Genomic DNA, 24841 nt, shown 5'->3' on the forward strand with positions numbered 1-24841 from the left:
GTCGTCTGAAAATCCAAATCTGCCAACCTATGCCTAATTGCAAAAATCGTTCGTATTGAAATGATTTGTATAGCACATTTGGGTAAAAAAATCGTTGAAAAGCCCGTTGTTTGATAGAGGTTTGCATATTCTTACGGAAAAATAGTTGGTAATTTTTCTCGTTCGGGTCTACAATCCGACTCATGTTCGTTTTCAAAACGATTTCAAAATCATAATAATGGAGCTTATGAATATGACAGCTAAAGGACAAATGTTACAAGATCCTTTTTTGAATGCGTTGCGTAAAGAGCACGTTCCGGTTTCGATTTATCTGGTCAACGGTATCAAACTGCAAGGCCAAGTCGAGTCGTTTGACCAATACGTCGTTCTGCTGCGTAATACTTCCGTTACCCAAATGGTTTATAAACACGCGATTTCAACTATCGTTCCTGCCCGTGCCGTGAGCCTGCAACACGAGAACAAACCCCAAGCCGCTGCGGCTGCCCCGGTTCAAGTTGAGACCGTGCAACAACCTGCCGAATAATGTATGTAACGCATTAATCGATTCTGATACCTTACCGCTTGGCCGGTAAGGTATTTTTATTTTCAGACGACCTCTGTACGGTTTCATCTTATGCAGCTCGAAAACATCCTCCCTTTTGCACACACGCTTCTCAAACAAGCCTTAAAACCCGATGCCCGCGCTTTGGACGGCACGGCGGGAAACGGCAACGATACGCTGATGCTGGCGCTGTCGGTCAGCAGTGGCGGGAAAGTGTGGGCGTTTGACGTGCAAGAGCAGGCATTGGCAAACACCCGAATGCGCTTGGAAGAAGCGTGCATGGCGGATAGGGTAGAACTGATATGGGACGGACATGAAAACCTTGCCAACCATATCCGCGAACCGCTAGACGCGGCGGTATTCAATTTCGGCTGGCTGCCTGGCGGCGATAAAAGCTGTACGACAGAAGCGGCAACCAGTATCCGCGCGTTGTCATCCGCCTTATCGCTGCTGAAAACGGGCGGTTTGGCGGTTGCCGTCCTATATCCGGGGCATGAGGCGGGGCTGTATGAAGCGCAGGCAATCGAAGACTGGGCGCTGCAGTTGCCACAGGATGAATTTGCCGTTTTGCGTTATGGCTTTATCAACCGCCGCAACCGCCCGCCGTATTTGTTGGCGTTTGAAAAGTTACGTCAAGAATGAATGTTTGCGGTAGAATAGACGCTTCTTTCAAAAACAATAACGTGCGACCGCTATGCAATATCTGTTTGTAAAATACAGCCATCAGATTTTCGTTACCATCACCATTTTGGTGTTCAATATCCGCTTCTTCCTGCTTTGGCGGCATCCCGATAAACCTTTGGCAGGTATCTGGAAAGCCCTTCCCCATCTCAACGACACCATGCTGCTCTTTACCGGCTTGTGGCTGATGAAGATTACCCACTTTTCGCCCTTCAATTCGCCGTGGCTCGGCAGCAAAATCCTGCTGCTCTTGGTTTACATCGGGCTGGGTATGGTCATGATGCGTTCCCGTCCGCGTTCGCCGAAGTTTTACGCTATTTATGTTTTGTCGATGGCTTGCGTCGGTTGTATCGTCTATCTTGCCAAAACCAAAACGCTGCCGTTTTAAAGAGGTCGTCTGAAAATGCCGCACCCCCATTTTGCCGTCATCGCCTTGGGCAGCAACCTTGCCGAACCCGTCCGCCAAGTCCGCGCCGCATTGTCCGCGCTGGAGGCGCATCCGCAGATTCAAATCGAAAAAACTTCCTCGCTGTACGTAACCGCGCCGGTCGGCTACGACGATCAGCCTGATTTTGTCAACGCCGTTTGTTCCGTCCGCACTTCATTAGACGGCGTTTCGCTACTTGCCGTGTTGAACCGTATCGAAGAGGATTTCGGGCGGGAACGCACGTTCCGAAACGCCCCGCGCACGTTAGACTTGGACATCATCGACTTTGACGGCATTTTCAGCAGCGACCCGCATCTGACCCTGCCGCATCCGCGCGCGCACGAACGCAGCTTTGTGATGAAGCCGCTGGCTGAAATCCTGCCCGATTTTGTTTTGGGCGGACACGGACGGGCGGCGGATTTGGCGGTTGCTTTGGGCGATGAAGGCATACGCCTGTTGGAAGCCGTTTGAGGCAAGGCGGTGAAATATAGTGGATTAACTTTAAACCAGTACGGCGTTGCCTCACCTTTCAGACGACCTTTCAAGAAGGACGGCGGCAGGTTTGGGCAAATTCCGTCGGTCTGATAAAATGCCCCTTTCCAAAATATCAAAACAATATCATTAATCAAACCATGAACTACCGTTATATTGTCGTCGAAGGCTCCATCGGCAGCGGGAAAAACGCATTGAGCCGCCGCCTTGCAGAACATTTCAGCGCGATGTCGCTGGCGGAAAACCCCGAACACAACCCCTTTCTCATGAAGTTTTACGCCAACGCCTCCCATCACGGCTTGGCAACCGAGCTTTTTTTCCTGATGCGCCGCGCCGAAAGCGTGGACATCATCAAAAACGAATACGCACAAGGCGGCATGGTCGTCGCCGATTTTCTGTTGGAAAAGGACCGGATTTTCACGCCGGTCGTTTTGAATGAAGACGAGCAGCAGCTCTTCGCCGATTTGAAACAAAAAATCCTGCCGCAGTATCCCGCGCCCGATTTGGTGATTTACCTGCAAACCGCAGTGGACGGCAACCGCAAACGCCTGCAAAAACGCGGCGACGGCATCATCAATCTTTTCCCCGAAGGCTATTTGGGGCGGATACACGAGGGATACAGCCAGTTTTTCCACCTTTATCAAAATTCCCCACTGCTGACCGTCAATGCCGATGAGTTGGACTTGCAGGGCAATGACGAACATTTCCAACTGTTGCTCAATGCGCTGAACGATTTGCAGGGAACGCGCAATTATCTGAATTTGAGCGAACGCTGACGCAGTGTGCAAGATTATGGTGAAACGCTAAAGCGGTTATGTTGGGGATTCATTTTATTTCCTTGCCCGCTTCTACGTTTCTGTCTTAGGTCGTCTGAAAGGAGATATCATGACCCAATACCGATTCACTTTGCCGTCAAGCAGCGGTAACGACTTCAACTCCGCCGAACATCTGCCGCTGATTGTCTATTTCTACCCCAAAGACAGCACGCCCGGCTGCACCACTGAAGGTCTGGATTTCAACGCCCGTTTGCCGCAATTTAAAGAACTCGGCTATACCGTCGTCGGCATCTCGCGCGACGGCGTGAAATCGCATCAGAATTTCTGCGCCAAACAAGGCTTTAATTTTGAATTGTTGAGCGACAAAGACGAAACCGTGTGCAAAATGTTTGATGTGATCAAGCTGAAAAAGCTGTACGGCAAAGAGTCTTTGGGCATTGAACGCAGCACCTTCGTATTGGACGCAAACGGCGAAATCATCCACGAATGGCGCAAAGTCAAAGTCGCCGGACACGCGCAGGAAGTGTTGGAAACGCTGTCCCGATAAACCGATAATGCAGCAAAAGGTCGTCTGAAAACGAGCTTGGCGGGTTCTGTCCAAGCAGGTTTTCATTTTCAGACGACCTTTTATAATGGACGTCAATCAGGGCAGGGTTGCTAGTCCTGATTCATATTCGATCCACGATACACCATCTTCGGACTGCCCGTAAAACCCCATGACCGACGAACTCATAGACAAACTGCTCGAATCCCTGTGGCTGCAAGACCGTCTCAGCCACAACACCTTGCAAGGCTACCGCCGCGATTTGGAAAAAATCGCCGCGCGTTTGGAAGCGGGCGGGCATAACTGGCTGGATGCCGAAGCTGCCGATTTGGCGGATGTCGTCTATGCGGCGGACGAAAAACACAGCTCGCAGGCGCGCGCCTTGTCCGCCTGCAAACGCCTATACGCCTGGCTGGAAGAAACCGAGCGTCGGACGGACAACCCGACCCGTTTCCTCAAAGCCCCGAAACAGACGCAAAAACTGCCTACACTGATTACCGAAGCGCAAATCGAAAACCTGCTTGCCGCGCCCGATACCGATACGCCGCACGGCCTGCGCGACAAAGCCCTGCTCGAAGTCATGTACGCCACAGGTTTGCGCGTAACCGAAGCCGTCAAGCTCCAACTGGGCGACCTCGACCTCAACCGCGGCTGCATCCGCACCATAGGCAAAGGCGACAAACTGCGCATCGTGCCTATGGGCGAAGAAGCCGTTTACTGGGTCGAACGCTATTGCGCCGAATCGCGTCCGCTGCTGCTCAAAAACAAAATCTGCGATGAAGTCTTCGTCAGCCAAAAACGCAGCGGCATCTCCCGCCAACTCGCATGGATGATTGTCAAAAATTATGCGGACTCCGCCGGCATCACCTCCCTCAGCCCGCACGGCCTTCGCCACGCCTTCGCCACCCACCTCGTCAACCACGGCGTCGATTTGCGCGCCGTACAGCTCATGCTCGGACACGCCAACATCAACACAACCCAAATCTACACCCACGTCGCCAACATCCGCCTAAAAAACATCATTGACGAACACCATTCGCGGAATTAAACGATTCCATTGAAAAAGGTCGTCTGAAAACGGAAATTTCGTTTTCAGACGACCTTTTGCCTTTATGCGTCAAACCGCGGCTGCTTCAGGTTTGGCTTTGTTTTTCTTGAATTTCAACACGGCTTCTTCTTTTGCCGCATCCCAGTCTATCCGCACGAAGCCGCCGTCGGTGAGTTTGCCGAACAGGAGTTCGTCGGCGAGCGGTTTGCGGATTTTTTCCTGAATCAGGCGGTGCATCGGGCGCGCGCCCATTTGCGGGTCAAAACCTTTTTCTGCCAGATATTTGCGCAATGCCGGTGTGAATTCGGCTTCAACTTTTTTGTCGAGGAGCTGGTGTTCGAGCTGGAGCAGGAATTTGTCCACGACTTTGGCGATGATGGGTTCGGATAAGGGCGCAAACGGGATAATCGCGTCCAAGCGGTTGCGGAACTCGGGTGTGAAGAGTTTGTTGATCGCCTGCATTTCGTCGCCGCGTTCGCGCTTGGCGGTAAAGCCGAGACTGGGTCGGCTGAGGCTTTCCGCGCCTGCGTTGGTGGTCATAATCAGGATGACGTTGCGGAAATCGGCACTCTTGCCGTTGTTGTCGGTCAGTTTGCCTGCATCCATGACTTGCAGGAGGACGTTGAAAATGTCGGGGTGGGCTTTTTCGATTTCGTCCAAGAGTAATACGCAGTGCGGATGTTTGTTGGCGGCTTCGGTTAAAAGACCGCCCTGGTCAAAGCCGACATAGCCCGGCGGCGCGCCGATGAGGCGCGATACGGCGTGTGGCTCCATGTATTCGGACATGTCGAAACGTTGCAGCGGTACACCCATCGAGTAGGCAAGCTGTTTGGCGACTTCGGTTTTGCCGACGCCGGTCGGGCCGGAGAAGAGGAAGCAGCCTATGGGTTTGTCGGGCAGGGCGAGGCCGGAACGCGACATTTTGACGGCGGCAACCAGCGCGTCGATGGCGTTTTCCTGACCGTAAACCATGTTTTTCAAATCGCGGCCGAGGAATTGCAGCACTTGTTTGTCGTCGTGCGACACGGTTTTTTCGGGAATCCGCGCGACTTTGGCGATGACGGTTTCGATTTGCGCTTTGCCGATGACTTTTTTCTGTTTGGATTTGGGCAGAATCCGTTGCGCCGCGCCTGCTTCATCCATTACGTCGATGGCTTTGTCGGGCAGGAAACGCTCGTTGATGTAACGCGCGGAGAGTTCGGCGGCGGCTTCGAGTGCGCCTTGCGTGTAGCGCACTTGGTGGAAGCCTTCGAACATCGGTTTCAAGCCGCGCAGGATTTGCACGGTTTCGGCGACGGTGGGTTCGACCACGTCGATTTTTTGAAAGCGGCGGCTTAAGGCGTGGTCTTTGTCAAAAATGGTGCGGTATTCGTCGTAGGTGGTCGCGCCGATGCAGCGCAGCGAGCCTTTCGCCAGCGCGGGTTTGAGCAGGTTGGACGCGTCCATCGTGCCGCCGCTCGTGCTGCCCGCGCCGATAATGGTGTGAATTTCGTCGATGAACAAAATGGCGTGCGGGATTTTTTCGAGCTGTTTCAAGACGGATTTGACCCGCGCTTCAAAGTCGCCGCGGTATTTTGTACCCGCCAAAAGCGAACCCATATCCAGCGCGTACACTTCGGCATCTTTGAGCGCGTCGGGAATGTCGCCGTTGACGATTTGATGCGCCAAGCCTTCCGCCAGCGCGGTTTTGCCAACGCCAGCCTCGCCGACCAAAAGCGGATTGTTTTTGCGGCGGCGGCACAGGATTTGCACCAGCCGTTCCATTTCGTGCTTTCTGCCGATTAAGGGGTCGATGCGGCCGGCTTTGACTTCGGCGTTGAGGTTGACTGTGTAGTCCGACAACGAGCCGCTTTTTAACTCGACGGGGTCGTCTGAATCATTGTCGGGGTCGTCTGAAAAGCTTTTGTGTTCATCATCTTCGGTTGCGCCGTGGGCAATGCAGCGCAAAACTTCAAAACGCGTAACCGATTGCAGCTTGAGGAAATAGACGGCGTGGCTGTCGGTTTCGCTCATCAGCGCCACCAAAACGTCCAAAGGCTCGACCAAGCCTTTGCCTGCGGATTGGGTATGCACCATCGCCCGCTGGATGACGCGTTGGAAGCCGAGTGTGGGCTGGGTTTCGACTGTATCCAAAAGGTGGTCGGGAATCAGGGGGGTATTTTCGGCAACGCTGGCGGCGAGTTGTTCGGACACCACTTTCAAATCCGCGCCGCAGAGCTTGAGGACGTTGGGGACGGAGGCATCTTCTTCGATTAACACCAAAAGCAGATGCTCGAGGCTGATAAATTCATAATGAGCCTTACGCGCCTCGCGGTAAAGCTGCTGCAAAATCTGTTCCAATTCGGGTGAAAGCATATTAAATCTCCTCGACAATACATTGCAGCGGATGCCCTTCGGCTTTTGCCCGCTGCATGACTTGTTGTTGTTTGGTTTGGGCGATGTCCCGTGTGTAAGTGCCGCACAAGCCTTTGCCTTCGTGATGAACCAAGAGCATCACCGCCACCGCCTGCTCCTGTCCGAGCATGAAGATTTCGGTCAGGATTTCGACGACAAATTCCATCGTGGTGTAATCGTCGTTCAGCAAAAATACGCCGTAACGTTTCGGCGGGGCGGTTTTTTGGTCGCTTAAAAGTGTATCGGATTCGTGATGTGTGTTTGGGTTGTTCATAAATATTTTGGCTTTGTGGAAGAGGATTTGTTTTCAGACGACCTTGTGGAGGGTTTGATACCAAATGAATCTATAAATAAAGTGATTATAAGGTTTATTTCGATTTCTGTTGTATTTTGGTCGGTTTCTGCCATTTTCGCATTTTTTCCCTTGTATGGCTTGACGTTTTGGCTTAACAAATGTAAAAAGACGGTTAAGCAGAAGCCGGCACTCGACCAAGTATATAAAGCTAGGGAGAAACGCTGAACGTTTAAGTTTGCTGTATGCCTTATTTTGCTGATTTTGTTAATTTTTAAGTATAGGAAGTTTCTAATGGCAACCGGTATCGTAAAATGGTTTAACGACGCTAAAGGTTTTGGTTTCATCACTCCTGATGAAGGTGGCGAAGATCTGTTCGCTCACTTCTCAGCGATCAACATGGAAGGTTTCAAAACCCTGAAAGAAGGCCAACGCGTGTCTTTCGACGTAACCACCGGCCCTAAAGGCAAACAAGCTGCTAACATTCAGGCTGCTTAATTAAACGTGCGGCTTATGCCGTAGAATAATGGCGGGATTGATTCCCCGCCATTTTTTATTGTCTATGAGAAACGGAATCCATATGGCAGAAGACAAACAAAATGCCGCCTACGAAAACGCCCTGCGGCAGTTGGACGAACTCATCACGCATCTGCGCAGCAGCGGAGAAGTCAGCTGCGCGGTGGCGGAACAAGAAGACCTGATGCTGATACGGCTTGCCGATTTGAAAATTGATTTGAGGCCGAATGATGAAAAGGCGATAGCGGATATCGACCGGTTTTACCGCCGCCATTTGGGCGACGGCAAATAAAATCGGATGATCGCAATCGCGCTAATCAGGTCGTCTGAAAACGCTATTTTGCCATTGCCTGTTTTTTGGGCAGTATTATTTTTCCTTTTAGTATCAAAAAGTAATCCGATATATCCACAACTGGATTCACATAAAGCAAGGATAACTATATTTTTGCTGCATCATGCTTCGGGGTCGTCTGAAAATCCATTTCTTCCATACAGCGAACACATTTACTCAAACGGCTTTTTCTGCCAATAAAACTTATCCTTTTTCAGACGACCTTTAAAAATTTCATCGCCGCCCAGCTCAAATACCAATGCACCCGACAAGTCCGTCCGCAACAAAGTCGCGCCGTGTGCGCGGACGCGGGTTTGCACGGCGGGGGTAGGGTGTTTGTAAGCGTTGGCATAGCCGCTGGAAGCGACGGCGTATTTGGGGGCGACTGTGTTGAGGAAGCCGCCGGATGAAGCCGTATTGCTGCCGTGGTGTCCCAATATCAAAACTTGGCTGTACAGCGAGCTGCCGTAGCGTTCTACCAGTTCTGCTTCGCCCTTCACGCCCAAATCACCCGTAACCAGCAAAGCCTGTCCGTCAGAAACGACGCGCAAGACGCAGCTTCGGTCATTGTCTTCGCCGCCCGGGTTTTCAGACGACCTCAATAACTCGAAATCCACACCGTCCCATTGCCATTGCGCTTCGGCACAAAATTTTGCGTTCGGATAAAACTCAGGCTGCCCCGCCAACGTTTCGCCGATTTCAATATCGGAAACGGCATCCAAACCGCCGTCGTGGTCGCTGTCGTGATGCGACAGAATCAGCTTGTCCAAACGGCGCACGCCCATGGCGTTCAGGCTTGGCACGATACCTGTTTGCGCCGCCTGCGCCGTACCTGTGTCAAACAGCAGGTTGCGGTCGCGCGTCTGTACCCATACCGACAAACCCTGTCCCGCGTCCATCACGGTAATCCGCGCCAACCCGTCGTCCAGTCGTTCGGGGCGGTAAAACACAAATCCAGCCAACACCAAACACGCCCAAGACCGCAGCCCCAGTCCGCGCGGCAACAGCCACAGCAAAGCCGCCGCAAAAGCCAAAACCAAGAGCGGCACAGGCGCGGCGGCTACGGCAAATTCAGGCGATACCTCCGCCAGCCAAACCAAGCCGCGCAAAGTGTATTCCGCCAAACCTGCCGCCGCCCATTGCAAAGGCGCGAACGGCAACACCGACCCCAGCAACGCCAAAGGTGTCAAAACCCAAGAAAACCAAGGAATCATCGCCGCATTGACCAAAGGACTGATGATGGGCAAGGACGCAAAAATATAGCCCAACAATACCACTGACAAAACCGTCGCCGCCCATTGTCCGCGTACAGCCAAACGCCAGCTGCGTTCTTTCAGACGACCTGCCGAAGCCCAAATCAAGGCGGCGACCAAGCCGAACGACAGCCAAGTGCCCACGCCCAAAACCGCCAACGGATCGAGCAGCAACACCACCGCCAAAGCCTGCCACCACGCCGTCCAGCCCGAAGACAGACTGCTGCGCCACCAAGCCCAGGCAAACGCCGCTAACATCAAAACGCTGCGCTGCGTCGGCACGGAAAAGCCCGCCAGCAACGCATAAAACAAAGCTCCTGCCGCTCCGCCCGCCAAAATCCACACGCGCGGTTTAGCCGGTATCCAAGGCAGTCGTCTGAAAATCAGTTTGACCAGCCAACCCACCAACACCGCCACCATCGTAACGTGCAGCCCCGAAATGCTGACCAAGTGCGTCAAGCCCAAAGGTCGGAACGCCTGCCACAACTCGGGCCTCAATGCCGATTGTTCGCCTATGCTCAAAGCCCGCATCAATCCGATACCGTCCGAAAAATCCGGGCTGTCCGCCTCGACAGCCTGCCAACGGCGGCTGACCGCATCGCGCCACACCGCCAAGCCGACACCGCCGCCCTCGCGAACCAAGTTCCTGCCTTTGCCCAGCGTACCCGCGCCATCCAAACCGTTTGCCAACGCCCAAGCCTCGCGGTTCAACCCGCGCAGGTTCACTTCGCCGATAACCGGCTTGAGCCGTGCCGACACCTTCCAGCGGCTGCCCACCGCCCAATCGCGTTTCTGATAATCCGACAGTAATAAATCAAACTGCCGCCCATCCTCCGTCCACGCCTTCGCCGCAAACTGCACCCGCCGCCCGTCACCGCGTGGCATATCCGCGACTTCAACCGTCAACACCGACTCCGAAGCCCCGTTCAGTGGCCATTGCGACGACAAAGCCGCTTCCGTCCGAAACACGCCGTAAGCCGCGCCAAGCAGGACACACAGCATCATTCCCGCCGCTGCAAACCGCCGCGAAGCCGCCAGCAAAACCAATGCCGCCGCCAGCCACACGCCCCAATGCGGTACAAACGGCAAAGCGAACGAAGCGATGATGCCGACTACCCAAAACGGCAATCCATAATATTTCAGCAAAACTGTTTCCCTTTTTATTATTAGTTTTGAAATTAGGTGGGGATAATAATTGAATTTCCTACAAACGTCATGAAAAAGGTCGTCTGAAAACCTGAATTTCAAGTTTTCAGACGACCTTTTATTTTAGGATTTCAATATTTCACATCGGCAACGCCGGTTTACAAATCCTGCAAACGCTCGACCGAAGGGGCGTAGTAATATGCGCCGGAAACGGCGGTGGAAAGATGCTTGAGCAGCAGATCAGTTTTGCCGTCGGCATCGCCGAACATGTGCAAAAGCTGTACTTCGATGTTGTGCAAGGTATGGCAGTAGGCAGTGAACATCAGACCGTGTTCGCCGCTGATTTTGCCGAAGGGCAGGCTGCGGCGCACGATTTTCAGACCCACGCCGTTTTCTTTCAGGTTGACGCGACCCAAGTGCGAATCAGGCAGGCGAACGTCTTTGCTGAATTCTTCGTTGGTTTCTTTGCTGCGGCCGACGCTGGCTTCTTGTTCGGCAACGGGGACGGCATCCCATTTTTTCAGGTCGTGCAGGTATTTTTGCAGCAGGACGTAGCTGCCGCCGGCATCGGGTCGGCCTTCGGGAATAATGGCGACATTGCGGACGTTTTCATCACCTTGCGGGTTTTCAGTGCCATCGACAAAGCCGTCCAGTCCGCGGTCTTCATAAAGGCGCAGGCCGTGTTCCTCGGTGGCGATGCTGATGCTGTCGCCGAACGCGGCAAAGACGGATTGGGCGAGTGCGAAGGCGGCTTTTTGGCGGCAGGCTTGGATGTGGATGTAGATATCGTGTTGGGTTGAGGGTGCAAGACCGTTGCCCATCACGGGGAAGGGCTTGATTTCGCTGCCTTCTTCTGCGTGTCCGAACGCTTTCCATGCGTCGCTGCCGAAGGCGATGGTCATGCCTAAAATATCTTCGGGAAAGTGGGTTTTCAGCTTCGCCAAGGCTTCAAGCGAGCTTCGGCAGGCGGTTTTGATGTCGTCGTAACGGTGGTCGCGGATGTCGGCCTCGATGAATATGCCGGCTTGGGCGTGGTCGGGGATGATGGAAGTTTGCGGGCGGGGCATTGTGTTTCCTTTTCAGTTTATTGAGTTTTTCGGACAATATTATAGCACTTAAGGTTTTCAGACGACCTCGTCTGAAAGGGCCGATATGATAGAATCCGCCGTTTGTGTTCTGATTTTCAACAGGTTCGCTTTATGTTTGGTACGATGTTTTTGATTATGATTCTATTGCTCCAGCTTTTCACGTTCGGGTTGGGGCGTTCGTTGCAATGGCTGTTCGCGCCGGTGGTCGGTAAGGTGGGCAGGCGTTGGCTCATGGGGGTGTCGTATTTCGTGACCAACGGCCTGCTGGCAGGGCTTTTGTTGGAGTTAGGTCATTTTATGTTCCGCATCATGGCGTTTTGGATGGTGTTGCTGCTGTTTGTGATGTATGCGGCATTGGCGACGTTTATCCTGTTTCTTCTGCTGCGCAAATTCGTGGCTAGCCGGTCGCTGTCGCGCAGCCTGCGGTTGTTCGCGCCGTTGTTTGTGTTCGGTTTGGTTGGCTTTGGGCTGTACAACGCCTATACGCCCGTCGTCCGTCATCAGACCGTCGTGATCGATAAGAAAATGGACAAACCGCTGCGCATCGGCGTGGCAAGCGACCTGCACTTGGGAATTTTGTTCGGCGCGCGGCAACTGGATAAGCTGGTGGACATCATGAACCGCGAAAAAGTCGATTTAATCCTGTTGCCGGGCGATTTGATGGACGACAACGTTGATGCCTACCGCAAAGAGAATATGCAGCCGCATCTGGGTCGTCTGAAAGCGCCGCTGGGCGTTTACGCGACTTTGGGCAATCACGATATGTTCGGCGACAGCGCGCGCATCCGCCATGACCTTGAAGCGGCGGGCATTACCGTACTTGGCAACCAAGTGTTGCAACAAGATGCTTTCTTGCTCGTCGGCCGCAATGATGACTTGGATCACGACCGTCCGTCTGTCGCGCAGTTGCTGGAAAACCACAATACCGACCAGCCTGTTTTGCTGATGGATCACCGCCCGACCGAAGTCGAGGCGCACGCCACGCTGCCTATTGATGTTCAAGTTTCCGGCCATGTACACAACGGTCAAATCGCGCCGGCGAACCTGATTGTCCGCACGCTCTACCGCCTTGCCTACGGCTACGAGGAAATCGGCGGAAGACACTTTTTTGTTACGTCCGGCTACGGTTTCTGGGGGATTCCGCTGCGCTTGGGTTCTCAGTCGGAAGTTTGGGTGATTGATGTGAAGGGGAAATAGCGGGTATTGCAAAATGAAAAGATAAAAAATACAGGCTTGCCGTTGCGCAGCCTGTATTTTTTTATTCGCTGTGAAATGTTATGAGGTGCGCGACTTTGCTGTTTTCTAGAATACTCTTGCTAATCTATTAAATAAATCAAAATAAGGAAATTAATAGAAAATTACCAAATAAAACCATTCAAAGCAGTCTTGCAATGCAAACTGTTTTTATTTATATTCACGTTTAAGAATAAAACACACTATCAATACTGAGCGAAAGAAAACACGGAGCACATTATGTTTGTCTGCATTTGCAACGCCATTACCGACCACGACATTAAAGAAACCATCGCAGCCGGTGCCAGTACCATGAGCGATTTACAGGCTCAATTGGGCGTTGCTACCTGTTGCGGCTGCTGCGGCGAATTGGCGGCTTCTTTCCTGAATGCCAACAATGCGCAAACGACCGTTACTGCCGGCATTAATGTGCAATCCTAATCTTATCTAAAGCATTCTTAAAGGTCGTCTGAAACCGAAATCCAAGGTTTCAGACGACCTTTGCATTAATCGCCGCCTTTATCTTACAATCCGTTTTCGTTTATCACACCGCAAAGCATCCGCCATGAAGCTGACCCTGATGTTCCGAGAATATTGCAGTCTCTGTCACAAAATGCGTGAACAGCTCAAGCCGTATCAAGAGGCATTCGGTTTTGAGTTGGAAATCTTCGATGTCGATGAAGACCCTGTTTTAGAAGAACAATATAACGAGCTTGTCCCCGTCTTATTAGATGGGAACAAAGAAATCTGCCATTGGTTTTTGGATGAGGAAAAACTGACGGCTTGGTTGGAAGGGAAAAAACCGATCGTCCGAGCATAGTTTGTTGTTCCATCCTGATTTGAAGTCAATCCCTTATCAATAAAAAAGGTCGTCTGAAAATCCCAAACGGAGTTTTTCAGACGACCTTTGTTATGGTTGAAACCGGATTATTCAGCCTTCAAACCTGCCACACACTGCTTGTCGCGATCTTCAAATGCTTGCGCACCGCCGAGCAGGTCGAGCTGTTCTTGCGGGCTAAGTTTGCCTAATGAACGGATTTGCTCTTCGGAAAGTTTGTCCAAAGGCTTGTCCCACATACAGGTGCAGTAATCGGCGGCGAGTTTGCTGTTGTTTGAATCCAAACCCCTTTCTTTCAAATCGTTTTGCCATTTTTCGGCAAAGGGGATGTTTTTCACGCAAGACTCAAAGATGTTCTGCTTTGCCTGCGGTTTAGACATGGCGCATTGGGAGAGCAGGGCGGTCGCGGCGAGCAACGCCAAAATGACCCACGCCCAAATGCGGATGGTGCGGATTTTGGCTTTTGCTTTTTTACGCGCTGCGGCTTGCTCTTCGGCAGACATTTCGTTTTTCGGCTCAATCATGCAGGCTTTCCATGCGGATCATGGTGATCGGTTTTTCCACGCAGCTTAATGCTTCGATGGCGGCAATGGCGCGTTTGATGTGTTTCTCGACTGTGCTGTGGGTCAGAATCACGATTTCGGCGGTGGTTTGATCGATTACGCCTTTTTGGATTAAGGCTTCAATGGACACGTTTTCTTTTGCCAACAGCGCGGCGATTTGTCCCAGCGTACCCGGTTCGTCTTTGGCTTGGACGCGCAGGTAGTAGCTGCTGGTGATTTCGTCCATAGGCAGGATGGTTTGCGCTTGGACTTGTGCGGGTTGGAACGCCAGATGCGGTACGCGGTGGTCGGTGTTGGCTTCAATCAGGCGTGCGATGTCGATGATGTCGGCGACGACGGCGGAAGCGGTCGGCAATGCGCCGGCACCTGCGCCGTAATATAAGGTTTCGCCGACCATATCGGCGTTGACGCGCACGGCGTTCATCACGCCGTTGACGTTTGCCAAGAGGCGGCTTTCGGGAACCAGGGTCGGGTGGACGCGCAATTCGATGCCTTTGTCGGTTTTGCGGGTGATGCCCAGAAGTTTGATGCGGTAGCCGAGTTCTTCGGCGTATTTGATGTCGCGGCTGTCGAGTTTGCTGATGCCTTCGAGGTAGCAGGCGGAGAAGTTCATCGGCGTACCGAATGCCAGCGCGCTCATGATGGTGATTTTATGGCCTGCGTCGTTGCCTTCGATGTCGAAGGTCGGATCGGCTTCGGCATAGCCCAATGCTTGCGCTTCTTTCAATACGTCGGCAAAAGCGCTGCCTTTTTCGCGCATTTCGGAGAGGATGAAGTTGCTGGTGCCGTTGATGATGCCGGCGATGCTGCGGATGCGGTTGGCTGCGAGGCCTTCGCGCAAGGCTTTGATAATCGGGATGCCGCCCGCTACTGCCGCTTCAAATTGCACCATGACGTTTTTTTCTTCCGCCAGCGGGAAGATTTCGTTGCCGTATTCGGCGAGCAGTTTTTTGTTGGCGGTAACGATGTGTTTGCCGTTTTCAATGGCTTTCAACACCGCATCTTTGGCGATGCCGGTACCGCCGAACAATTCGACGACGACATCAACATCTTCACGCGCGACCAGTTCGAACGGGTCTTTGACGAAGGCTGCGGACGGGCAGATTTGGCGGGCTTTTTCTTCGCTCAAGTCACATACGGCACTGATGCGCACTTCGCGTCCCAAACGGCGGCTGATTTCCGCCGCATTGTCCTGCAACACGGCAGCCGTACCGCCGCCGACCGTACCTAAACCTAAAAGACCGATGTTTACTGGCTTCATTGTGCCTCCTTGTGAGCCGATTCTCTTAAATCAAAAAGTAAAAACAGAAATTCAGAAAGCCCGAAACGTGACGCCGCCGCAGGGGATTGATATAGTGGATTAACTTTAAATCAGGACAAAGCGACGAAGCCGCAGACAGTACAAATAGTACGGAACCGATTCACTTGGTGCTTCAGCACCTTAGAGAATCGTTCTCTTTGAGCTAAGGCGAGGCAACGCCGTACTGGTTTAAAGTTAATCCACTATATAATGCTGATTTTGCAAGGACGGAAGACGCAGGCTAAAGTCGCCCATCCTACCTGAAATTGCCTGATTTTGCACCTTTTTTACGGAACGCAGCGAAAGGGTGCAAAGCCTGTTGGAAACGGATGTATCAAGCCGAGAAAGAAACGGAAGAAAAATGCTGATTGAAGAAAACAAAACCGATGAAACCCTAAGCCTGACCGCTTATCGGGCGGGCGCAATCGAAGCGGGCGGCAAAACCTACACCGCGCCCATCATCTGGCGCAACGGCAAAATCGAAGCAATGAAGGCGCAAACGCCGTCCGAACTGACTGCCGCCGACCTGTTTCAGACGACCTCCGAGTCGGACGGTTTGCCCGAAGTCATCATTATCGGCACAGGAGAGAAGCAGCAGTTCCTCCATCCCAAAATCGCCGCCGAACTTGCCGCACACGGCATCGGGTTGGAATGTATGAACACAGCCTCCGCCTGCCGAACGCTGGTGTTGCTGCAAGGCGAAGGACGCAGCGTTTGGGCTTGGCTTTGGGTATGAACGGGCATACGGTGCATATATAGTGGATTAAATTTAAACCAGTACGGCGTTGCCTCGCCTTAGCTCAAAGAGAACGATTCTCTAAGGTGCTGAAGCACCAAGTGAATCGGTTCCGTACTATCTGTACTGTCTGCGGCTTCGTCGCCTTGTCCTGATTTAAATTTAGTCCACTATAAAATAGGTCGTCTGAAATTTTTCAGACGACCTTTGTCTATGAAACAGCCGATACCTTATCCCAATACGACAAACCGTCCTTCAAAGACGGCAGCCAATTCGTTTTCCGAATAGATTTCGGTTTTTAAGACGATTTTTCCTTTTTTATGGCGCTCGAACATGGTTTTGAGGTTTTGCCATTCTTCAGCCGACGGGCTGCGCGTGATGATGGTCAAATCGCCGCGCGCGGGGCGCAGGTAGCGGGTGCTGCCTTCTTGAATGACGATATTGCCATCCGATTCGGGGCAATGGAGATAGACAGTTGCCCAGCCGCCGACGGTTGCCGCCAACGCGATACTGCCGCCGAAGGCGGTATTTTTATGGTTGCGGTTGGGAGAGTGGGGAGCGAAAAGTACGGTCTGCTCCGCCGTGGTTTCCAAGACGCTTAAGCCGAGCAGGGCGGTCGCAGGGATGTGGGTATGCAGAAAATCTTGCAGGGTTTCTGGGTTCATGTTCGGTATCGGGACGGGTCGTCTGAAAATCAGGAGCAGGCAGCTAAGCTCCGTCAATGATAGCGATAGGGCGCTCAGAGAGCTTATTTGGATTGCTTGTGTTGCCCTGCCAGCCGCACATAATGCGCGGACGAATATTTCAAAAACTCTTTTTCCTTGTCCGTCAGCGGGCGGACTTGTTTGACGGGTGAGCCGATATAAAGATAGCCGCTTTCCAAACGCTTGCGCGGCGGTACCAAGCTGCCCGCGCCTATCATCACGTCGTTTTCGATGACGGTATCGTCCAAAATAGTCGTACCCATGCCGATTAACACGCGGTCGCCGATACGGCAGCCGTGCAGCATGACTTTGTGTCCGACGGTAACGTCTTCGCCGATGACAAGGGGCGAGCCTTCAGGCTTTTCCGCGTTTTTGTGTGAAACGTGTAAAACGCTGCCGTCCTGTACATTGCTGCGCGCGCCGATGCTGATGCTGTTCACATCGCCGCGCAAAACGGCATACGGCCAGACGGATACGTCTTCGGCAAGCGATACTTCGCCGATGATGACCGAAGTTTCATCGATAAGACAGGACTCGTGGACTTGCGGAGTATGGTCTAAGAAGGGGCGGATAGGGTTCATGTGGTTATTTCCTTTGTAAGCAGGGTTTGTTTTAAGAGGTCGTCTGAAACGGATTTCAAGCTTTTCAGACGACCTTTTTAAATGTTGGGTTTTGAGCCGATCTATCCTTAACTAAAACCATCTATTAGCAGGACATTTTTCTTCATATTTGGCTAAATCACTCGATTTTATCTTGTTTAAAGACACTAATTTTCTACATAATTTCTGAAATCTACCGAAAGATTCGAAATCTCCGGCGACAGAGGCATAAAACCATAGATACTGATCAATTTCTTCCAAGGAAGATAGTTTGCAAATATTATCTATTTGATTTTCCATGATTCTATCGGCTATGTCGTATTGTTCATTATCATATAGGTTATCTAACTTAGATTCAAACTCTTCAAAATTATTAAAATTCATTTTGATATTTCTAATTAATTAAACGAAATGATGCCGAAGGAACTGCTTTAATCACCCAAGTTCTAAATAATTCTCTCATCCTTTATTCGTTGGATATTCATTAGAAAAAACAATCATTTTCCCTTCCGGATAATCTCCTTTCCAGCCGCAAGGGAGACCGTTATGTTGGTAAACATATAAGATATCTTTCCAAATCTCCGGTATATAGTTATTGGCATAACAATTCAATAAAATCCTCATATTATCAGGCATTGTTTCCTCCAGTAGGTTTACTACACCCTCTATCGTGAGCTTTTTATCTACCCCATGAAAATCCTTATCTAGGGCTCCCAGGCAATTGGTATTAATTAATTTAGCACCAATCAAGTAGTGCCAATCGAAATCCTCCAAATCCGAAAATTGCTGAGTATCTATAATCTCCTCCCACTCATCCCATTCGCGACCTAACAAATATCTGGCCTCCTCAGGAGAGGTGGTAACGATAAATTTTTCACGATCGCCGTCATAAGGACGGGAAAAGAAACTGTCTGATGACAAAAAATCAACTACGGGTTGCGCTGATTCAAGTATTTGGTTCCAATTCTTTTTCATTGTTGTTTATCTCTTACCTAGTTACGAATAATAGATTTTCCAATCTAAAGGTCGTCTGAAACAGGTTTTCAGCTTTTCAGACGACCTTTTCAAACCCACCCATATACATGAATTAAGATTTCAAACAGGGTACAGTTTTCTCATCATTCATTCGTTGGAAAAAACAATCATTTTCCCTTCCGGATAATCTCCTTTCCAGCCGCAAGGGAAACCGTTATGTTGGAAAACATACAAAATATCTTTCCAAATCTCCGGCACATAATTATTGGCGTAACAATCCAATAAAATACTCATATTATCAGGCATTGTTTCCTCTAGTAAGTTTGCACCCCCTTCTATTGTGAGCTTTTTATCTACCCCATGAAAATTCTTATCTAGGGCGCCCAGGCAATTGGTCTCAATTAATTTATTATCAATTAAGTAGTGCCAATCGAAATCCTCCAAACCCGAGAATTGCTGAGTATCTATAATTTCCTCCCACTCATCCCATTTTTTGCCTAACAGATATCTGGCCTCCTCAGGAGAGGTGGTAACGATAAATTTTTCACGATCGCCGTCATAAGGACGGGAAAAGAAACTGTCTGATGACAAAAAATCAACCACGGGTTGCGCTGATTCAAGTATTTGATTCCAAGTTTTTTTCATTGTTGTTTATTTCTCACCTAGTTACGAATAACAGATTTTCCAATCTAAAGGTCGTCTGAAACAGGTTTCAAGTTTTTTCAGACGACCTTTTCAAACCCACCCATACACATGAATTAAAATTTCAAACGGGGTACAGTTTTCTCATCATTTATTCATTAGAAAAAACGATCATTTTTCCTTCCGGATAATCTCCTTTCCAGCCGCAAGGGAAACCGTTATGCTGGAAAACATACAAAATATCTTTCCAAATCTCCGGCATATAATTATTGGCGTAACAATTCAATAAAATTTTCATATAATAAGGCATTGTTTCTTCAAGAAAGTTTACTACACCCTCTATTGTAAGTTTTTTATCTGCCCCATGTAAATTCTTATCTAGAGCCCCCAGACAATTGGTCTCACTTAATTTACTACGAATAATACGATGCCAATCGAAATCTTCCAAATCCGAGAATTGCTGAGCATCTATAATCTCCCCCCACTCATCCCATTCATCGCCTAACAGATATCTAGCTTCCTCCGGAGAGGTGGTAACGATAAATCTTTCACAATCTCCGTCATAAGGACGGGAAAAGAAACTGTCTGATGACAAAAAATCAACCACGGGTTGCGCTGATTCAAGTATTTGATTCCAAGTTTTTTTCATTGTTGATTGCCTTTTAATTCAAATTTTACAAGCACCAAGCCAGGGAATATTTGTTTACAGGGCGTGGGCGAGATGAAAAATATTCGGTTTATATTATCTATCTGTCTTTGGGCTGACAACTGTTATAGTGGATTAACTTTAAACCAGTACGGCGTTGCCTCGCCTTAGCTCAAAGAGAACGATTCTCTAAGGTGCTGAAGCACCAAGTGAATCGGTTCCGTACTATCTGTACTGTCTGCGGCTTCGTCGCCTTGTCCTGATTTTTGTTAATCCACTATATCCAAACAAAAGGGTCGTCTGAAAAGGTTTCTAAGCTTTTCAGACGACCTTTGGTCTTGTACGAACGGTAAGCCTGCCTATAACAGCGGACTCATCAGGCGGACGGTGTTTTCTATCAGCCCGCGGAATTTGGAGCGTTGCTGCCATGCTTTGACGGTGATGTAGCTGCTGTTTTTGAGGTAGTCGCGTTGGAGGTTGCAGATTTGTTTGGTGATGTCGCGGTCGTAGATGGCGAGGCTGATTTCGAGGTTGAGGAAGAAGCTGCGCATGTCCATGTTGACCGTGCCGAAGAGGGCGTAATCTTCGTCTATGGTCATGGTTTTGGCGTGTAGAAGTCCGCCTTCGAACATGGCGATTTTGACGCCTGCGTCGAGCAGCATGGGGTAGTAGGCGCGGGAGGCGTAGCGTACCATGAAGGAATCGACTTTGGCGGGCAGGATCAGGGTAACTTTGACGCCGCGTTTGGCGGCGACGGTCAATGCCATCAGCAGGGGTTCGTCGGGGACGAAATAGGGGGTGGTGATGGTGATTTGTTTGGTGGCGGCGTAAATTGCACTGATGATGGTTTCGTAAATGACGTGGCTGCCTTGTTCTGGCGCGGAGGGGATGACTTGGGCAACGATGTCGCCCTGCTGCATTTTTTCGGGAAGGATTTCGGGAATGCGCTCTTGTGCCTGCGTCAGGTATTGTTGTACGCCTTCGAGGTTTTCGTCGGTTTCGACGGCGAGGTCGGCAAAGAAGACGGCGGAGAGTTCGAGTACCAGCGGGCCGGTGCAGCGCATCATGACGTCCACCCATTCGCCGACGCCTGAATCTTTTTTGAAGAAGCGGGGATCGACGAGGTTAAAGCTGCCGGTGTAGCCGATTTTGCTGTCGATGACGAGGATTTTGCGGTGGTTGCGCAGGTCGGTGCGGGTGAAGAAGGTACGCCAGACGCCGACGGGCAATGAGGCGTGGACTTCTACGCCGGCTTCGCGCAGGGTTTCTACCCAGCCGCTATCGAAAAAGCGGCTGCTGCCGACGGCGTCGGCGAGGATGGCGCAATCCAAACCTCTGTCGGCGGCGGCGAGAAGTTCGTTTAACAGTTCTTCTATCCTGCCTTCAGGTTCGATGATGTAGAAGGCGAGCATGCAGGAATGGCGAGCGGCGCGGATGTCGGCAAGCATGGTGTCGATGATTTCATCGGTGGTGGACAGCAGCGTCATGGCGTTGTTGCGCGTCGCGCCCAGCCCTGTACCTTTGGCGGCGACTCTGCTGATGCCGTGATAACGGGATTTGACGTTGTCGCCAACGCCGAGGTAAATCTCGGAGAGGTAGCTTTCGGCGAAGCTTTGGTAGAAGCGGTTCATCTCACCCGTACGCTTCGCACGCGCCGTGCCAAGCCGCGGTTCGCCGATAAGCAGGTAGGCGATGGTGCCGAAGACGGGGAAAAGGAAAAGGATAATCAGCCAGGCGAAGGTGGAGCCGATGTTTTTTTGTTTGTACAACACACGCAAGACGCAGCCGAGTGCGGCGCAGGTATGGGCGAAAATGAAGATTTCTGTCCAGGTGATGTCTTTTAGAAAAGTCATGTTCGATAGGTGGTGGAGGGATGGCGGGAGCGGATGTATTTTTAAGTCTGACTGGTTTGAGGCGGTAAGGTTCAAATGATGAGTATATACAAAGGTCGTCTGAAAAACGAGTTGACACCGATAAGCGGGTGTTTTTCGTTTTAGCGAAACTCGCTACGCTCTTTTTCAGACGACCTTTTGAGTTTTGTTTTAGCGAAATTCGCTACGCTCTTTTTCAGACGACCTTTAAGTCTTTTTTTTGTCGGAATTTTGGGTGTTAAACCACTAAAAGATACAGCCAGTAGGCAAAGCCGCCCAATGCCGCGCCTGCGGGCAGGTCAATCAGGTAATGCTGTTTGGTAAAGATGCAGGACAGGGCAATCAATACGGGAAAGAGGAACGCGGCAACGCCCAAAGTCGGCAGCGCGTGCAGGGCGGTCAGCATGGCGACGGAAACGTGCATACTGGGGAAGCAGTTGCTGGCTTGGTCGAACTTTTGAACAAATTGTAAAAACCATTCGGACGGTGTTTTGCCGGTATTGATGCTGCGCCAATGCGGCGGAGTGGAAACGGGAAGCAGCCAGAAGAACAGCATTTGCATAAACAGCAGCATCAGGAAGCTGAACGCCATCATGTTGAAATGGCGGTGGTCGGTGGCGATGATGTTGAGGTAGAGGATGGCGGGGTAGTAAAGAAAGCTGTATATCCACGACCAACGTGGGCGGAAAGGGATTTTTTCGTCTATCGGGGAATTCCAAACAATCTCTTTGCGCAAGGGGTGTCGCTGGGTATAAAAGTAAAACTGATAAGCGCCGATAATCATCACGCCGCTCAATATCAGATTGACGAAATAGTCTTGAAAATTCATGTATGTGTTCCTAGAGGGGCTGTTGACAGCCCCTAAAAAAAGTGGGTTTTATTGAAATTGGAATGCTGGTTTTGAAAGAACGTTATCATACCCACCTTTTGAAATATGTGAAATCAATCTGATTTGATTTTGGTAAATATGCAGTCGATTAAATAGAAAATGTCTGATTTTTACTTTTATAGTAGACCTCTTGCGAAAATATTCATCCCATCGCATTAACCAGTCCTGCAATCAGATTTACCCTTAACCCGAACCGTTTCCGCCTGTTGCGGTAAGGCAGCGACAAGATTTTGAATATCTTCAGTTTCCTGTTGATGTGCTCGATGACGGTTCTGAGTTTGCCTAACCGCCTGTTCGCCTCTTTATCCTGTTTGTTCAGCGGATGATGTTTGGATTTCTTTTTCGGGGTCTGTAATCCGGTTTTAGCCAATCCTTGATAACCCTTATCCGCAATGACTATTTTGTAGGGATAAAGCTCTGCAAGGTGCCTCTTGGCTAAACGCATGTCATGCTGAGCACCCATCCCCGTCCGGATGCTGATGATTTTTTCAGTTTCTCTGCCGTATATGACCTGGATTTTAACCGTGTGCCGCTTTTTCTTGCCGCTGTAATACTGCCGCTGTTTTTTTGGGACGTTCAATCGGGCTTTCGGTAACGTCAATGATGACCGTTTGATCGCCCGGATTCTTGTGTTTTGGCAGGGAAAAGCGTTTGCAACGGATGAGGGCGTCCTCGGTTTTACGGATGGTGCGGCAGACATTACTTTCAGAAAGGCCGTAGATGGCGGCCAATTCGAGTTGGGTATGGTAATGACGCAGATAGCTCAGGGTAAGCAGCAGTTGGTCTGCCAAGCTGAGCGTATGCGGCCTGCCTGACTTGACCTTCCGGCTTTCTGCTTCTGTGGTGACTTTCAGCATTTCGTGAAAAAGGACGGGCGTTACACCTGTGAGCCGTTTGAATTCCCTGTCGCTTCTTTGGATGAGGTTTTCGTATTTCATTTGGGAATTGTAAATCTTCAGGATACTTTCGCAAAAGGTCTAGTGGATTAACTTTAAACCAGTACGGCGTTGCCTCGCCTTAGCTCAAAGAGAACGATTCTCTAAGGTGCTGAAGCACCAAGTGAATCGGTTCCGCACTATTTGTACTGTCTGCGGCTTCGTCGCCTTGTCCTGATTTAAAGTTAATCCACTATAACCCAACGCAAAACAAAAGGTCGTCTGAAAACCAAAACTGCCCAAGCAGCTTGGTTTCAGACGACCTTTTACGTTACGCGCTCAATCAGGCGTGATATTGGCGCGACAGTTCGTGTACGGTATCGACTAAGATTTTTGCGTGTTCGGGGTCGGCGTGTTGGTTGATGCCGTGTCCGAGGTTGAAGACATGACCGCTGCCGTGTCCGAAGTCGGCAAGGATGCGCGCGACTTCGGTGCGGATGGATTCGGGCGTGCCGAAGAGGGCAAACGGGTCGAAGTTACCTTGCAGGGCGACTTGGTTGCCGACGCGGTGGCGTGCTTCGCCGATGTTGCACGTCCAGTCCAAGCCTAATGCGTCTGCGCCGATTTCCGCCATGCCCTCCAGCCACAGCCCGCCGCCTTTGGCAAACACGATGACGGGAACGCGTCTGCCTTCGCTTTCGCGTTTCAATCCGGCAACGATTTGGCGGATGTATTTGAGGCTGAACTCTTTAAACGCCGCGTCGCTCAGGACGCCGCCCCAAGTATCGAAAATCTGCACCGCCTGCGCGCCCGCGTCGATTTGGGCGTTGAGGTAGGCGGTAACGGCTTGGGCGTTGGTGTCGAGGATTTTGTGCAGCAAATCGGGGCGCGAGTACATCATGGTTTTGATGGTCCGGAATTCTTTGCTGCTGCCGCCTTCGACCATGTAGCAGGCGAGCGTGAACGGGCTGCCGGAGAAGCCGATAAGCGGCACGCGACCGTCCAATGCTTTACGGATGGAAGTTACCGCGTCGAAAACGTATTGCAGTTTTTCCATGTCGGGAACTTGTAGCTTGGCGATATCGGCTTCGTGTTGCAAGGCGCGTTCGAATTTCGGGCCTTCGCCTTCGGCAAAATACAGTCCCAAGCCCATTGCGTCGGGGACGGTCAGGATGTCGGAGAACAAAATCGCCGCGTCCAAATCGAAGCGTTCTAAAGGCTGGATGGTGACTTCGGTTGCCAATTCGGTGTTTTTACACAAATCGAGGAAGCTGCCCGCTTTCGCGCGTGTGGCTTTGTATTCGGGCAGATAACGCCCCGCCTGACGCATCATCCAAATCGGCGTGTATTCGACGGGCTGTTTGAGCAGGGCGCGGAGGAAAGTGTTGTTTTTCAAAGAGGTCATGTGGGGCTTTCGGTTTGTTTGTAAAACAGGGAAGGA

The 24841-nt window shown here is 50.9% G+C and carries 29 protein-coding genes; 13 read left to right on the forward strand and 16 right to left on the reverse strand.

The window, feature by feature from the left end; translation table 11 throughout:
* The first annotated feature begins 232 nt into the window (after positions 1 to 232).
* From hfq to xerD, 7 genes are all read left to right on the forward strand, one after another.
* A complete protein-coding gene (gene hfq / locus ACMYUL_RS12005; RefSeq protein ID WP_003755341.1) occupies positions 233 to 523 on the forward strand; it encodes an RNA chaperone Hfq in 291 nt (96 codons plus the stop codon).
* Positions 524 to 613: 90 nt separating this feature from the next.
* Positions 614 to 1183, forward strand: coding sequence for a class I SAM-dependent methyltransferase (locus tag ACMYUL_RS12010; protein WP_003762869.1), 570 nt, complete (start codon positions 614 to 616; stop codon positions 1181 to 1183).
* A 52-nt stretch (positions 1184 to 1235) separates the two neighbouring features.
* Positions 1236 to 1610, forward strand: a complete 375-nt coding sequence (locus tag ACMYUL_RS12015; protein WP_003762962.1) for a SirB2 family protein — start codon at positions 1236 to 1238, stop codon at positions 1608 to 1610.
* A 15-nt stretch (positions 1611 to 1625) separates the two neighbouring features.
* A complete protein-coding gene (folK, locus tag ACMYUL_RS12020) occupies positions 1626 to 2120 on the forward strand; it encodes a 2-amino-4-hydroxy-6-hydroxymethyldihydropteridine diphosphokinase (protein ID WP_415770771.1) in 495 nt (164 codons plus the stop codon).
* 161 nt (positions 2121 to 2281) lie between these two features.
* Entirely contained in the window at positions 2282 to 2917 is a 636-nt protein-coding gene (locus ACMYUL_RS12025; RefSeq protein WP_070514483.1) for a deoxynucleoside kinase, read from the forward strand.
* Positions 2918 to 3026: 109 nt separating this feature from the next.
* Positions 3027 to 3464, forward strand: coding sequence for a peroxiredoxin (locus ACMYUL_RS12030; RefSeq protein WP_415770773.1), 438 nt, complete (start codon positions 3027 to 3029; stop codon positions 3462 to 3464).
* A gap of 169 nt (positions 3465 to 3633) precedes the next feature.
* Complete coding sequence (xerD, locus tag ACMYUL_RS12035; RefSeq protein ID WP_415770775.1) at positions 3634 to 4509, forward strand: site-specific tyrosine recombinase XerD; 876 nt, start codon at positions 3634 to 3636, stop codon at positions 4507 to 4509.
* A 69-nt stretch (positions 4510 to 4578) separates the two neighbouring features.
* Here the strand turns inward: xerD and clpA are convergent, their stop codons facing one another.
* Positions 4579 to 6864 (reverse strand): ATP-dependent Clp protease ATP-binding subunit ClpA, encoded by a 2286-nt coding sequence (gene clpA / locus ACMYUL_RS12040; RefSeq protein WP_415770777.1) that lies wholly within the window; start codon positions 6862 to 6864, stop codon positions 4579 to 4581.
* Position 6865: 1 nt separating this feature from the next.
* Positions 6866 to 7177: an ATP-dependent Clp protease adapter ClpS gene (gene clpS, locus ACMYUL_RS12045; RefSeq protein WP_003755322.1), complete on the reverse strand. Its 312-nt coding sequence runs from the start codon at positions 7175 to 7177 to the stop codon at positions 6866 to 6868.
* Between the two features lie 312 nt (positions 7178 to 7489).
* Between clpS and ACMYUL_RS12050 the strand changes: the two genes are divergently transcribed.
* Both ACMYUL_RS12050 and ACMYUL_RS12055 read left to right on the forward strand, forming a co-directional pair.
* Positions 7490 to 7693 (forward strand): cold-shock protein, encoded by a 204-nt coding sequence (locus ACMYUL_RS12050; protein WP_002217533.1) that lies wholly within the window; start codon positions 7490 to 7492, stop codon positions 7691 to 7693.
* An 82-nt stretch (positions 7694 to 7775) separates the two neighbouring features.
* A complete protein-coding gene (locus ACMYUL_RS12055; RefSeq protein ID WP_415770781.1) occupies positions 7776 to 8003 on the forward strand; it encodes a branched-chain amino acid ABC transporter in 228 nt (75 codons plus the stop codon).
* Positions 8004 to 8215: 212 nt separating this feature from the next.
* On the opposite strand, the gene ACMYUL_RS12060 is transcribed toward ACMYUL_RS12055, so the two are convergent.
* Entirely contained in the window at positions 8216 to 10441 is a 2226-nt protein-coding gene (locus tag ACMYUL_RS12060) for a DNA internalization-related competence protein ComEC/Rec2 (RefSeq protein ID WP_415770784.1), read from the reverse strand.
* 158 nt (positions 10442 to 10599) lie between these two features.
* Positions 10600 to 11508, reverse strand: a complete 909-nt coding sequence (locus tag ACMYUL_RS12065) for a Dyp-type peroxidase (RefSeq protein ID WP_415770786.1) — start codon at positions 11506 to 11508, stop codon at positions 10600 to 10602.
* 132 nt (positions 11509 to 11640) lie between these two features.
* Here ACMYUL_RS12065 and ACMYUL_RS12070 point away from each other — a divergent pair, with 132 nt between their 5' ends.
* From ACMYUL_RS12070 to ACMYUL_RS12080, 3 genes are all read left to right on the forward strand, one after another.
* Positions 11641 to 12726 (forward strand): metallophosphoesterase, encoded by a 1086-nt coding sequence (locus tag ACMYUL_RS12070; RefSeq protein WP_342031420.1) that lies wholly within the window; start codon positions 11641 to 11643, stop codon positions 12724 to 12726.
* 276 nt (positions 12727 to 13002) lie between these two features.
* The gene (locus ACMYUL_RS12075) at positions 13003 to 13203 is read left to right on the forward strand and encodes a (2Fe-2S)-binding protein (protein WP_049229952.1); all 201 of its coding nucleotides are present in this window, start codon (positions 13003 to 13005) and stop codon (positions 13201 to 13203) included.
* 124 nt (positions 13204 to 13327) lie between these two features.
* The gene (locus ACMYUL_RS12080) at positions 13328 to 13582 is read left to right on the forward strand and encodes a glutaredoxin family protein (RefSeq protein ID WP_342031421.1); all 255 of its coding nucleotides are present in this window, start codon (positions 13328 to 13330) and stop codon (positions 13580 to 13582) included.
* Between the two features lie 107 nt (positions 13583 to 13689).
* Here the strand turns inward: ACMYUL_RS12080 and ACMYUL_RS12085 are convergent, their stop codons facing one another.
* Together ACMYUL_RS12085 and ACMYUL_RS12090 are read right to left on the reverse strand one after the other, a co-directional pair.
* The gene (locus tag ACMYUL_RS12085; RefSeq protein ID WP_415770789.1) at positions 13690 to 14124 is read right to left on the reverse strand and encodes a hypothetical protein; all 435 of its coding nucleotides are present in this window, start codon (positions 14122 to 14124) and stop codon (positions 13690 to 13692) included.
* Entirely contained in the window at positions 14117 to 15424 is a 1308-nt protein-coding gene (locus tag ACMYUL_RS12090; RefSeq protein ID WP_415770791.1) for a homoserine dehydrogenase, read from the reverse strand. Before ACMYUL_RS12090 ends, ACMYUL_RS12085 begins: the two co-directional genes overlap by 8 nt.
* A gap of 400 nt (positions 15425 to 15824) precedes the next feature.
* Here ACMYUL_RS12090 and ACMYUL_RS12095 point away from each other — a divergent pair, with 400 nt between their 5' ends.
* Positions 15825 to 16199, forward strand: a complete 375-nt coding sequence (locus tag ACMYUL_RS12095) for an Mth938-like domain-containing protein (RefSeq protein ID WP_415770793.1) — start codon at positions 15825 to 15827, stop codon at positions 16197 to 16199.
* 230 nt (positions 16200 to 16429) lie between these two features.
* Here the strand turns inward: ACMYUL_RS12095 and ACMYUL_RS12100 are convergent, their stop codons facing one another.
* The 10 genes from ACMYUL_RS12100 to hemE form a co-directional block, all read right to left on the reverse strand.
* Positions 16430 to 16864: a YiiD C-terminal domain-containing protein gene (locus ACMYUL_RS12100; protein ID WP_415770800.1), complete on the reverse strand. Its 435-nt coding sequence runs from the start codon at positions 16862 to 16864 to the stop codon at positions 16430 to 16432.
* A gap of 83 nt (positions 16865 to 16947) precedes the next feature.
* Positions 16948 to 17484, reverse strand: a complete 537-nt coding sequence (locus ACMYUL_RS12105; RefSeq protein ID WP_415770801.1) for a gamma carbonic anhydrase family protein — start codon at positions 17482 to 17484, stop codon at positions 16948 to 16950.
* A gap of 111 nt (positions 17485 to 17595) precedes the next feature.
* Entirely contained in the window at positions 17596 to 17886 is a 291-nt protein-coding gene (locus tag ACMYUL_RS12110; protein WP_415770803.1) for a hypothetical protein, read from the reverse strand.
* Positions 17887 to 17961: 75 nt separating this feature from the next.
* Positions 17962 to 18477, reverse strand: coding sequence for a hypothetical protein (locus tag ACMYUL_RS12115; RefSeq protein ID WP_415770805.1), 516 nt, complete (start codon positions 18475 to 18477; stop codon positions 17962 to 17964).
* A 147-nt stretch (positions 18478 to 18624) separates the two neighbouring features.
* Positions 18625 to 19122 (reverse strand): hypothetical protein, encoded by a 498-nt coding sequence (locus tag ACMYUL_RS12120; protein ID WP_415770807.1) that lies wholly within the window; start codon positions 19120 to 19122, stop codon positions 18625 to 18627.
* A 148-nt stretch (positions 19123 to 19270) separates the two neighbouring features.
* Entirely contained in the window at positions 19271 to 19768 is a 498-nt protein-coding gene (locus ACMYUL_RS12125; protein ID WP_415770809.1) for a hypothetical protein, read from the reverse strand.
* Between the two features lie 356 nt (positions 19769 to 20124).
* Entirely contained in the window at positions 20125 to 21618 is a 1494-nt protein-coding gene (gene cls / locus ACMYUL_RS12130; RefSeq protein WP_415770811.1) for a cardiolipin synthase, read from the reverse strand.
* A 256-nt stretch (positions 21619 to 21874) separates the two neighbouring features.
* On the reverse strand, positions 21875 to 22465 hold the full coding sequence (locus tag ACMYUL_RS12135) for a phosphatase PAP2 family protein (RefSeq protein ID WP_415770813.1): 591 nt from the start codon (positions 22463 to 22465) through the stop codon (positions 21875 to 21877).
* Positions 22466 to 22667: 202 nt separating this feature from the next.
* Positions 22668 to 23463, reverse strand: a protein-coding gene (locus tag ACMYUL_RS12140) for an IS5 family transposase (RefSeq protein ID WP_415769999.1) whose coding sequence is annotated in 2 segments (ribosomal slippage) — positions 22668 to 23096 and positions 23098 to 23463 — 795 coding nt in all. Because the reading frame shifts where the segments join, the coding sequence is not laid out codon by codon here.
* 280 nt (positions 23464 to 23743) lie between these two features.
* The gene (gene hemE / locus ACMYUL_RS12145; RefSeq protein WP_415770815.1) at positions 23744 to 24805 is read right to left on the reverse strand and encodes a uroporphyrinogen decarboxylase; all 1062 of its coding nucleotides are present in this window, start codon (positions 24803 to 24805) and stop codon (positions 23744 to 23746) included.
* Positions 24806 to 24841: the final 36 nt, after the last annotated feature.

This window comes from Neisseria sp. CP9, assembly GCF_047758525.1.
Taxonomy (GTDB): domain Bacteria; phylum Pseudomonadota; class Gammaproteobacteria; order Burkholderiales; family Neisseriaceae; genus Neisseria.